Source organism: Streptomyces sp. CBMA123 (genome assembly GCF_014596465.1).
GTDB lineage: Bacteria > Actinomycetota > Actinomycetes > Streptomycetales > Streptomycetaceae > Kitasatospora.
Genome location: NZ_MECK01000346.1, coordinates 38,736 through 48,789, shown reverse-complemented (window position 1 = coordinate 48,789; position 10,054 = coordinate 38,736). Strand labels below are relative to the sequence as shown.

Here is a 10,054-nt window from a genome sequence, read left to right as displayed (position 1 = left end):
CACCGACCGCCGCATCGTCCTGCACTGCGCCGGCGGCAGCCGCTCCTCCATCGCCGCCAGCCTCCTGCGCCACCACGGCCACCCGCACGCCTACGACCTCATCGGCGGCTACGGCGCGTGGGAGGCCACCCCGACGGCGTGACCGCACCCGGCTGGTCGTCGCTGTTGGCAAGCCCCTGCCGGGCAACCGGAACGACTGCAAGGCATGGGAGGAGCCCGGCGCGAAGGCCGCAGTTGGCCGGACGACGACGATCGCCGACGGCGGCTTTCCGGCACTGGTCTCGTGATCCCGCACCGCCGACCGCGCGGCGGCGAGCTCACCGACTGGCAGGCCGAGCACACGCCAGCCGTGCGGGCGCTGCGGGAGCGCACGGAGCGCGTCGCCGGCATCGCCCGGCGGGAAGCCCCCGGGACGATGCCCCGGTTCATCGAGAGCAGGATCGAGGCGACGGCGGGCGGCCTCCAGGGCGTCATCCCGTCCAACCACTCGGCGACGGGCTTCGTCCTCGACGGGACCCGCCCCCACGTCATCCGGCCCCGGTGGGCGAAGGCCCTGCGGTTCGAGATCGGCGCCCGCGTCGTCTTCGCCCGCCTCGTGCACCACCCGGGCACCCACGCGAACAACTTCCTCGGTCGGGCGCTACGCGAAGGCCGGTGACCTCCCCTCGGTGGTCAGGGAGATGGCGGAGAGAAGCCACGCGCGGTGAGCACGCCCGCGCCTGCTCTGGAACGGGACACGGAATGCTGCATTCCGGCCATGTGAAACCGAAGCGGCTCGGCGCCCGGTAGCCGTACGGGAGGCTGCCTGTGTCACGGCCCGTAACGTGCGGGCGTTGGTGACGTTTCGAGGGGAGACTGAAATGGCTGGTTGGCAGGATTACGTTGACGGCAGCCCGCTGGGAGCGGGCTCCCTGACAAGCTCGGCCATCATCGGCAGCTCCGACGGCGCGACCTTGGCGATCAGCAACGGCTGGAGCCTCAAGCCCGGAGAGGGCGCCGCTATTGTCAACCTCTACAAGGACCCCTCTCAGGTGTTCGCCAAGGGCGTCACCGTCAACGGCGTGAAGTACACGGGCGTCAAGGCTGACTCACGCTCGATCTACGCCACGAGTCGCGAGTTCGGCGTGGTCATCGTCCGGACCAACAAGACCATCATCATCGGCTACTACAACGGCAATAAGCAGCCCGGCCCCGCGGCGAAGGTCGTGGAGGACTTCGCCGACTACGTGATCAAAAACGGCTACTAGAGCAGCTGCGGGTGGGGCCGGCCGGTGCGCAGGTGGCCCCACCCGCGCCGGGTGGCCGTACCGGCGTACCCGGCCGACTCCGGATACTGCCAGGCCGCGTGAAGGTAGGCGGCTCACCGCCGCGTCGATGGCGTTCCGGCTACCCTTGCGCGCACGCGCTGACTGGTTGTGGGCCGGGTGCCGGTGCGGAGCCAGACCGGAGCCAGCCACGCGCCGAAGTTTCACGATCAACACCGAGCCCCACGTCGCCGAGATCGGCGACGTGGAACTCGCCTTCCTGCCCGAAGTCGAGACGCCTACCTGGCAGTTGGTGACCTTGCCGGTGGTGCCGGTGTACTGCCTCGACACACACGCGGAAGCGTCGCCGTCCTTGAGGAATCCGGTGTCGTCGATGATCAACGTCGTCGGCTTCAACTCGGTCTGCATCCTCCACGCCAGCCGGGCCCGCACATGCGCCGGATCCCACGGACTACTGGTCACGAGATGCGCGAGCGCCCTGCCGGTTGCCGTCCTCGCCCAGCCGGGCCGCCATCGGCTCCACCGACCTGCGCCCGCCGTCCAACAGCAGCCCACGCACATAGACCTGTCCCCAACGGCGCTGATCGTTGCGGGTAGACGCCTCGAACAGCTCCGCCGTGAACGCCTCCAGGTCCTCCCGGACCGGCCCGAAGGAGATTGCCTCATCGGCCTGACCGGCCCGGACTTGTCGGACGACCGGTCACGCGGCAGTGGGGCGTCCGCCCTTGTCCCCTGAATCAATCAGCCCCGAGCGAGCCGTCTCGGCTAGGGCCTGTTGCGAAGTCGATCTAGTTCGCTTGACGTCCTGGCGGTACCTAAGGTGGTCGGGAGATGGCCGCGGGGCTGGTTACGGGAGAGGGATCGTCATCGACCGGGTGGAAGTCAACGGTGCCGAAGCTGACAGCGAGGATCTGAAGGTGCTCGCGCGGGCCAGCTACTCGCACTTCTCGTCCATGCAGGTGCGGAGCCGAGCGGTTCGAGGACTGGATCTGCATCTGAAGCGGCTGGACGACAGTACGCGGGAGCTGTTCGGAACGGGCCTGGACGCCGATCGGGTGCGGTCCTGTGTGTGGCACGCGCTCCTTGATGCCCCGGAGGTGGTGACGGTTCGGGACCACTGGAAGTGTCGAACGAGCCAGGTCGTTCGACACGTCGATAGCCGGGCCCGGTTCACCTGACACGGGCGATCAGTTCGTCGATGACGTTGGCCAGCCAGTCGCGGCTGGGTGTGGCCGCAAGGCCGGTGAGGGCCTCGCGAGCTTCTGCGGCATGCCGGTGTGCCATGGCGCGTGCGGTGGACACCGCACCGGATCGGTCCACCACCTGGCTGATCTGATCCTGGGTACTGCCGGGGGGAAGCCGGCCGGTGAGCATCTGCTCGATCAGGGCACGATCGTCGTCGCGCACGGACTGGTGGGCGAGCAGGATCGGGAGCGTGGGGCGGCGGTTGCGCAGATCGCTGTCGGCGGGCTTGCCCATGGTGTCCCGGTGCCGTCCGTACGGCAGCAGGTCGTCCTGGATCTGGAAGGCGATGCCGAGTTCCTCGCCGTAGCGGGACAGCGCGTGGATCTCCCGGAGATCGCCTCCGCCGAGGATGGCGCCGACCTGGCAGGCTCCGCGGATCAACGCCGCCGTCTTGAGCCGGATCATGGTGAGGTACGCCTCCAGGGTGGCGGCGGCGTTCCCGGCCAGCGTCAGCTCGGCCGTGGCTCCGCGGGTCAGGTCGGCCCCCATGCCAGCGATGACCCGCAGGGCGGCCACGACCCGGCCGGCGGCGACACCTCGTTCCTCACATTCGGCCAGGGCCTGGAAGGCGGTGAAGATCAGCATGTCCCCGGTGAGGATCGCGTGGTCGATCCCGAACAGGTGCTGGACCGAAGGCGAACCGCGCCGCAGGTCGTCGCCGTCGATGATGTCGTCGTGCACCAGGCTGGCCACGTGGCTGTATTCCATGCCGAGGGCGGCCGGCATCACCTGTTCGGCCCGTCCGCCCACGGCGACCGCCGATTCCAGGCACAGCAGCGGGCGCACGAGCTTTCCCGCGGGAAGCAGTGCGTAGCGGCAGATCGCCTCCAGCGCCTCCCCACGGTTCTCCCAACGCCGTTCCAGCTCGGCCCGCAGCGCGTCAGGGTCGACCCGACAGCCCCGCAGGCCCTGGGCCGGCCGCCGCCGAGGAATCTCATCTTGGGCTAAGCGCTCCATCTGGTGTGGAAATACCATTCTACTTACGCCTCTGTCTCTCCTGATCCCGAGATGATGATCCCGGAAAAAGTCCGAAATGCAAGAAGGGGTGTTCGCGGCAAATAGTATGATCGTGGTTTTTCCGTGTGGCGTTCGCTGGTTTGGGCCGCTTAGAATCCTGTGGCGAATCGCTGAGTCCATGCCCAGTTATCCTGCTGCAGACGCGGAGGTCGGAAATGTCCGATCGTTCATCAATCGAAGTTCCGATTCCTGTGCTGTCTCGCCTGCTTCCTGCGCCGCGACCGTTTCCGGATGCCGAAGCCGTACGGTCGGCAGCGGACGGGTTCTGGTCCACTCCGGCGGCACGCCGCCTGCTGCCGGAGCCCGCGGCCTACGCCGACTACCGGGCGCAGCGGGCCCACGAGTTCACCTACTGGTCCTACCCCGCGCTCAAGCCGGACAGGCTGCCGCTGATCGTCGCGCTCAACGAGTTCGGGTTCTCCGTGGACAGCGTGTTCGATGACTCTGGCGCGGCAGGGTCGATCATCGGTGGTTCTGCCGACGGAGAGGCGCCAAATCTGGGCCTGTCGCGCTTTGTCGAGGTTTTCGAGGAGCTCATCCGGCAGGCCCGGCCGCTGCTGTCGGCGCGGCAGCAGGAACGGCTGGACGCGGCGGTGGTCACGACGTTTGAGTTTCTCATTCATGACCATGCCGACCTGAGTCAGCGGTCCAGCCGGGACATCTACCTGGAGCACCTCAATTCCGGCTGGATCTGGGTCGCCGAAATGGTCATCGAACTCGCGATCGGCGTCGATCTGTCGGACCATTTCGACGAGGACAGCCTGCTGACGCAGTATTACCACGCAGGTAGCTCGGCGGAGATCCTCGTCAACGAGATCTTCTCGCTCCGCAAGGAGCTCCACTGCGAGGGAGGGGTTCCCAACGTGGTTCCGGCCCTGGCCGCCGAACGCGGCATCAGCCTCGCCGACGCCGTTGCCGAGGTGGCCGAATGGGCGCTGGCCGAGGAGCAGCGCTGCTTCGAGCTCCGTGACCGGATTCTGGCGACTCCGGCCGGGGCCGATGACCAGGTGCGCGCGTTCATCACGGCGTTCGAATACTTCCTGGCCGGCAACCTGCACTGGAGCAGGCTCACTCCCCGCTATCACGGAAAAGGTTTCGAATACGACGGCACCACGGCGGGGACGATGGTGCTGCATCCCGACCGGACGGTCTACGTTCCCGCCGCGACGGCCGACGCCGTTGCGGAGCCGACGGCCGGGATGCCCGACCTGCCGCGTGACCGGGTCCCGGTACATGTCGCCGTGGTGATGGACGGCAACGGGCGGTGGGCCGAGCAGCGGGGGTTGGCCCGTTCCGAGGGCCACTGGACCTCCCAGGCCAGGATCTTCGAGACGGTGGACGGCGCCCTGGCGATGGGTGTGCGGTGGCTGACGCTCTTCGCCTTCTCCTCCGAGAACTGGCAGCGCTCCGAGGAGGAGGTCAGGCAGTTGCTCGACTGCTGCAGGGGCGGCGCCAACGGCATGCTCGGGGAGGTGCTCGAACGCGGCATCCGGTTCCGCTGGTGCGGCCTGCCGGACGGCATGCCCGACGACCTGATCGAATCCCTCCGCGAACTGGAGGCGGCGACCGCCTCCGGGACGGCGATCACCTGCACCCTGTGCTTCAACTACGGGGGCCGTGCCGACATCGTCCGAGCCGCGAGAAGCGCCATGCGCGAAGCCCAAGCCCGCCGGCTGGAGCCGGCGGACCTCGATGAAGCCACGCTGAGCCGGTACATGCTCGTCCCCGACATGCCGGATGTCGATCTGCTCATCCGCACCGGCGGCGAGCAGCGGCTGTCCAACTTCATGCTCTGGCAGAACGCCTACGCGGAGATCGTCTTCCTGCCCGACCTCTGGCCGGACGTCACCCGTCAACACCTCTGGGACGCCATCGCCACCTACGGACACCGCAAGCGCCGATTCGGAACAGCATCATGAAGTAGCTGTCATCGCGACAGCGCTGCTCGCGGGGCGATGCGAACACCACATTCCAGCTCAACGCCCCTCGCACCATTGACGACCCCTACCCCCACCACGCCGAGCTGCGCGAGACATCGCCGGTCCACCACGATCCCGAACTGGACCTGTGGGTCCTCAGCCGCTACGAGGACGTTGCCCTCGCCCTGCGCGACGTCCGCCGGTTCTCCTCCGCCCTCGGAACATGGTCCGACCTGACGGCCAACCCGTTCGCCTGATCCCGTACGACTCGGTCCGCCGTGTGTCGGCCGAGCCGGAGCGCAGCCGCAGTCGCCTCCTGTGCATCGAGGTCTCCCCCGAGAACTCCGACCAGGTAGAGGTCCTGGCCGTGCGCTGCGGGCGCAACGACGCGCTCGGCTTCGCGGAGGTGGTCAACCGCTCGCTCTCGGGCGCGGAGCCGCACGATGCGACACCACACAGTGCGACATCGTCCAGCGAGCTGAGTACGAAGGGCAAGGTGGTGTTCTGGTGCACGGTGGCCGTGCTGGCGGCGGCGTGGCTCGCCCAGTTCCTCAACCTGCTGTCCGCGCATCGCCTCGGCGCGGCCGTGGGCACCGTCATCGGTGTCGTCCTCTGGGTGGCGACCCTCCTCATGCTTGTCGCGGCAGATCCCTTCCTGGGCAGGGCCTGGCGGGTCTGGCGGCACGGCGTCCATTTCGAGGCCAGATTCGCGGGCATCCGGACCCAGCACAGCCGCCACTACAACAGCGCCAGCCATTTGTCCAGGTCCGTGACCACGACGGTGTACGCCTACGAGTTCACAGATCTGTACGGCCGAATCCGGCGACACGAGAGCTCCAGCACTCACGGGATGACCCATACGATGCTGGCGGTGTCGGGCAGGGAGGACGACGTCGACAGTGCACGGGGTACGTACCTGGGGCGGTGGGCGTGTTCGTGGTGTGCCTTCGCCGCGGGCTGGTTCGCCGTGCTGTGCATACCGTCAGAGCTTTTCCGCCGTACCCGCGATGGCCCGGGTGAGCCACTCGACCCAGAAGGTCTCCAGCTGGATGCTCGCCTGCAGCACGAGGTGCTGCAGGCGGTTCTCCGAGGCCGCCTGCTCCGCCGGGAAGTTCCGCTGCTCGACGGCCAGATGTGGTCGGCGGCGGTGTTGGCCGAGGCGTTGCCTGGCCGGAGCAGGCCGGCCAGGGCTTCGCCGGTGTTGTCGAGGAACACAGCAGCGGGTGGAAGCCGAAGCCGTGTTTGTAGGTCGGTGCGGCGTGTTCCTTCTCGGAGTGGCAGGTGGCGACGGTGGCCTCGATGTCGAGGACCAGGCCCGGTAGTTGATACCCGTCCGCGTGTGGGCGGGGATGCCGTTCAGAAGGCACTTTCGCGTTCCTGATCATGGTTCGGACACCGGCGCAAGTGAAACGCGCAGGCTGAAGACCCTGTCGCACGTGGTGATTCGTCAGCCGCTTGTGGCAGGTGATGACGGCAGCGCGGTCGCAGGCGGCCAGGTGGAGCAGATGGCCGCGCTCGTAGCGGCAGGCGATTCGGCGGTAGCCGGTGAGCCAGGCCACGGTGCCAGCCGAGGGTCTGGATGAACTCGATGCCCGGGCGGGCGACCCTGGGCAGGATCTGCTGTCGACGGAGCTACTTCCGCAGGCCAGGGTTGCTCTGCGTCACTGCCACCTCATGGGTGACGGCGTCCAGCACGTTGTACTCGGCATCGCCCGCCTCCACAGCCCGCTTCAGGCCGCATAGGCCGCGCTGCTGCTCTGCCTCACACTTTGTGCGCTGGGCAGGGTCCCCCCATGCTCAGCTCGGGGCAGCCGGGGACAGTGAGGGGCATGGCCTACCTCAGAATGCTCCAGCCCGTCGAGAAGGCGAACAATATTCCCTCGATTGGGTGACCTGCGCATAGTGAAGCCCGGACTTGGGCAGGACTGACGCGCCCAACTCCGGATCGCATGAAGGGAAATAGCTATGTTCGATCAGGTGCCCACTGGAATTCTTCCAATGTGTTTCGTATGCGGCGACAGCGACGAAGACGGACGGATCAGCAGGCTCGAATGGCTTGAGTTCTTCCAAATGGTAAGCGGCGGCCCCCTGGAGGCCGCAGAACGTCTGTTCGATTTTTACGATTCCGACAGGTCGGGCTTTCTCGAAGAGGCGGAAGTTCTTCCCCGACTGGGCAGCCAAGCAACGGCGTACGAGACTGTCACCCGCACGGTTTCCAGCCTCAAGGCCCCGTACCCCACCGAGCAAGTGAGGATCGTCAACACGCGCGGCGGCTACGGAGGCGGCTTCGAGTACACCGACGGGATCGTCCGCAAGGCATGGGCTGGCGACGATGGCTCCGATGTCTGGGGAGTCACGGTGTACCAGCCCATCTACAGGAAAGAGGTGATCGTCTACCCCAAGGGCTCGGACGTGGTCACCGAGCCCACCCGAACAGACTTCTCTGACGCCTCCTACAATAAGCGGCGCGAATGGGAACGCAGTCTTTGGACAAGCGCGAGCTAGTAGCCTCCCGTCCTGGTGCTGGGCTTGATTCGCTTTGACGGACCCCCCTGATCAGGGGGGTCCGTCAAAGCGAATCAAGCCCAGTGTGCCGAACGCGCTACCTTGCCGAGCCTGGTTCGGCGAAAACCGTTGGTGCAGCCGCGGCTGCGGTATCCCGGTCGAGCCAGCCTGAGATGGCGCGACGACAGTCGGACTGCTAGGCCATGGCCCAGATGTCCTCGAGCTGGTTGAGGATGTGGGTGAGGGTGTTGGCGAGGGCTTCTTCGAGTGTGTCGGGGGTGGGTGCGGCCGGGGTGCCGAGGGAGGTGGGGAAGGGGGCGGTGTTGTTGAAGGCGAGCATGAACTTCGCTGCTTGCTGGACGAGGCTGGGGGTGCCGGGACGGGTGCGGTCGATGACAGCGGTGAGGACGCGCTCGCACACAGCCGGGTCGAGCAGGCGGGTGCGGAAGATGCTCGGGTCGACCTTGAGGGCTGCGGGGCGGCCGGTGCCCGGGGCGATGGCCTGCTGGTAGGCAAGGTCGAGGTGCGGGTCACCGGGAGGGCGGCGTCGCCCGCGGTGATCCAGTGGTAGCCCTCGGCCTGGTCGGAAAGGGCACGGGCGGCCAGGCCGGCCGCGACGGTGTCCTGGGGGACGAAGTCGATCGTTGTGCCGGGAGCGCTGGGCAGGAAGGGCAGTTGGCCGGCGGTCGCGGCGCCGAGCAGGTGGTGAAAGGCCTGGGGACGGGCGATCACGCCGGTCCGTGAGTCGCCGATGACGGTGGACAGCCGGACGACGACGGCGGGCAGCCCGGACTCCCGGACGAGGGACTCGGTGCGGCCGTCGCATGTGACGGTGAGCGGGATCAGCTGCTCCGGCCGGTCTGCCGGGTGGGCGGCGCGCAGGTCGGCGGCGACCTCGACGGTCGCGGGGTGTGTGGTGAGCAGTCGGGCGATATGTTCCTTGGCCGCGATCAGGGCGAGGATGTCGTGCGGTCGGGTGCCGGCCGGGAGGGCGTAGAGGCCGGTGGTTGTGCCGGGCGGGGTGTCGAGCGACTCGACGGTGTCGCGGTGCAGCACCGTCGTGTCGCTGTCGGTTCGGGAGCACATCAGTTCCGGTACCGGTCGGCGGTCGCGCAGGTAGGCGCGGCGGCGCGGCGGCGGCGCGGCAGCGAGTGGGCCGGCCGGAACGAGGACGACGGTGAGCTCGAACGCGGCCAGGACCGCGGAGTCGGCGCACAGTTGGAGGTCGACGGAGACCAGCCGCGGGTTGTCTCGGTGCCGCCCCGCGAAGCGAGCCTCGGCCTGGACCTCGCCACGGGCGGGCAACGGGTCTAACAGGGTCAGGTTGCGGATTCGGTGCGGGAAGGCGATGGCGGCGGGATCGATTGTGGCGTCCCAGCGCCAGAGGCGGTCGTGCGGGACGACGTGCAGGGCGCCGTCCAGCAGGCCAGCCGGGAGGGCGCCCGGCGGTACGGAGCCGCGCTCGGCGAGCAGGGTCCCGGTGGCGCCCCGGGAGCCCAGGTGCCAGGACGTGAGGTACTGGAAGGCAGGGCCATGGAAGAGCGTCGCGTTCTCGTACGGGCAGGGCATGGCACAGGAGTCGGCCAAGGGGGCGAACCTGGCCGGGCGGACGGTGGGCGCGAAGTATGCGGTGGCGGTGGCGACTTGGGTGAACCGGGAGAGCGCCGGGTCCGGTGCCTCCCACCACTGTTCCAGGACGGCGGTCGGCCGCTCCGGCGGCCCTTGGCAGCTGAGCCGCAGCCGGGTGGGGCCGGGGACGGGAAGTCAGCGTCGGACCTGGACCTCGTCGAGGGAGCGCACCGTGCGGCCGCTGTGGCGGGCGAGAGCGTCGGTAAGGAGATCGGCCATCGACATCAGTGGCATGGTCGGCACCGTCCAGGACGGGCGGTGGTCGAGCAGCCAGCGGTCGGTGGCCGGATCGCACACCAGCTCGCGCGTCGTCCCGGACGCGCCGCCCCCGCCACGGGGAGCGGACAGTCGAGCGAGCAGGTCACCCTGCAGCCGGGGGAACTGGGTGTGCAGTGCCCCGACGCGCCTGTACCGGCCGTATCAGGTGTCCAGCAGGCTCTGACGACACGCCTGATGGGAACCCGGACGGTTCCG

Annotated in this window: 11 protein-coding genes and 4 pseudogenes; 7 read left to right on the top strand and 8 right to left on the bottom strand. The window is 68.2% G+C overall.

Annotated features, from left to right (window positions below; all coding sequences use genetic code 11):
- The first annotated feature begins 13 nt into the window (after positions 1-13).
- The 3 genes and pseudogenes from BG452_RS30130 to BG452_RS30115 all read left to right on the top strand — a co-directional run bounded on the left by BG452_RS30130 (position 14) and on the right by BG452_RS30115 (position 1,247).
- The gene (locus BG452_RS30130; protein ID WP_411293045.1) at positions 14-142 is read left to right on the top strand and encodes a rhodanese-like domain-containing protein; all 129 of its coding nucleotides are present in this window, start codon (positions 14-16) and stop codon (positions 140-142) included.
- 4 nt (positions 143-146) lie between these two features.
- Positions 147-382, top strand: a pseudogene (locus BG452_RS30125) (IS5/IS1182 family transposase); the annotation flags it as partial.
- A gap of 478 nt (positions 383-860) precedes the next feature.
- Complete coding sequence (locus BG452_RS30115; protein WP_188307514.1) at positions 861-1,247, top strand: profilin; 387 nt, start codon at positions 861-863, stop codon at positions 1,245-1,247.
- A gap of 291 nt (positions 1,248-1,538) precedes the next feature.
- Here BG452_RS30115 and BG452_RS47305 read toward each other — a convergent pair.
- Positions 1,539-1,697 (bottom strand): annotated as a pseudogene (locus BG452_RS47305) (transposase); the annotation flags it as partial.
- Between the two features lie 19 nt (positions 1,698-1,716).
- On the bottom strand, positions 1,717-1,824 hold the full coding sequence (locus BG452_RS47300) for a hypothetical protein (RefSeq protein ID WP_317621290.1): 108 nt from the start codon (positions 1,822-1,824) through the stop codon (positions 1,717-1,719).
- Between the two features lie 316 nt (positions 1,825-2,140).
- On the opposite strand from BG452_RS47300, the gene BG452_RS30105 reads away from it, so the two are divergent.
- The gene (locus BG452_RS30105) at positions 2,141-2,443 is read left to right on the top strand and encodes a hypothetical protein (RefSeq protein WP_188307513.1); all 303 of its coding nucleotides are present in this window, start codon (positions 2,141-2,143) and stop codon (positions 2,441-2,443) included.
- Here BG452_RS30105 and BG452_RS30100 read toward each other — a convergent pair.
- Positions 2,436-3,485, bottom strand: coding sequence for a polyprenyl synthetase family protein (locus BG452_RS30100; protein WP_188307512.1), 1,050 nt, complete (start codon positions 3,483-3,485; stop codon positions 2,436-2,438). The two genes, BG452_RS30105 and BG452_RS30100, sit on opposite strands and share 8 nt — an antisense overlap.
- A 197-nt stretch (positions 3,486-3,682) precedes the next feature.
- Between BG452_RS30100 and uppS the strand changes: the two genes are divergently transcribed.
- A complete protein-coding gene (gene uppS / locus BG452_RS46135) occupies positions 3,683-5,446 on the top strand; it encodes a polyprenyl diphosphate synthase (protein WP_223242925.1) in 1,764 nt (587 codons plus the stop codon).
- Between the two features lie 982 nt (positions 5,447-6,428).
- On the opposite strand, the gene BG452_RS48215 is transcribed toward uppS, so the two are convergent.
- The gene (locus BG452_RS48215) at positions 6,429-6,578 is read right to left on the bottom strand and encodes a hypothetical protein (protein ID WP_188307517.1); all 150 of its coding nucleotides are present in this window, start codon (positions 6,576-6,578) and stop codon (positions 6,429-6,431) included.
- A pseudogene (locus BG452_RS30085) lies at positions 6,578-6,759 on the bottom strand (transposase); the annotation flags it as partial. The pseudogene BG452_RS30085 and the gene BG452_RS48215, both read right to left, overlap by 1 nt.
- 652 nt (positions 6,760-7,411) lie before the next feature.
- Between BG452_RS30085 and BG452_RS30080 the strand changes: the two are divergent.
- Positions 7,412-7,951, top strand: coding sequence for an EF-hand domain-containing protein (locus BG452_RS30080; RefSeq protein WP_188307511.1), 540 nt, complete (start codon positions 7,412-7,414; stop codon positions 7,949-7,951).
- A gap of 196 nt (positions 7,952-8,147) precedes the next feature.
- Here BG452_RS30080 and BG452_RS47295 read toward each other — a convergent pair whose 3' ends face one another.
- Positions 8,148-8,372 (bottom strand): hypothetical protein, encoded by a 225-nt coding sequence (locus tag BG452_RS47295; protein WP_262986065.1) that lies wholly within the window; start codon positions 8,370-8,372, stop codon positions 8,148-8,150.
- Between the two features lie 200 nt (positions 8,373-8,572).
- Positions 8,573-8,794: pseudogene (locus tag BG452_RS48210) on the bottom strand (SDR family oxidoreductase); the annotation flags it as partial.
- Between the two features lie 24 nt (positions 8,795-8,818).
- Between BG452_RS48210 and BG452_RS47290 the strand changes: the two are divergent.
- Positions 8,819-9,265 carry a hypothetical protein gene (locus BG452_RS47290; protein WP_262986064.1) on the top strand — a complete coding sequence of 149 codons (447 nt, stop codon included), beginning with the start codon at positions 8,819-8,821 and terminating at the stop codon, positions 9,263-9,265.
- A gap of 450 nt (positions 9,266-9,715) precedes the next feature.
- Here the strand turns inward: BG452_RS47290 and BG452_RS30070 are convergent, their stop codons facing one another.
- Complete coding sequence (locus tag BG452_RS30070; protein WP_188307509.1) at positions 9,716-9,877, bottom strand: hypothetical protein; 162 nt, start codon at positions 9,875-9,877, stop codon at positions 9,716-9,718.
- Positions 9,878-10,054 lie beyond the last annotated feature (177 nt).

Bases quoted from the DNA above. Each gene is read 5' to 3' on its own strand.
- BG452_RS30115 (WP_188307514.1), top strand. From the start codon at position 861: ATGGCTGGTTGGCAGGATTACGTTGACGGCAGCCCGCTGGGAGCGGGC.
- BG452_RS30100 (WP_188307512.1), bottom strand. From the start codon at position 3,485: ATGGTATTTCCACACCAGATGGAGCGCTTAGCCCAAGATGAGATTCCT.
- uppS (WP_223242925.1), top strand. From the start codon at position 3,683: ATGTCCGATCGTTCATCAATCGAAGTTCCGATTCCTGTGCTGTCTCGC.
- BG452_RS30080 (WP_188307511.1), top strand. From the start codon at position 7,412: ATGTTCGATCAGGTGCCCACTGGAATTCTTCCAATGTGTTTCGTATGC.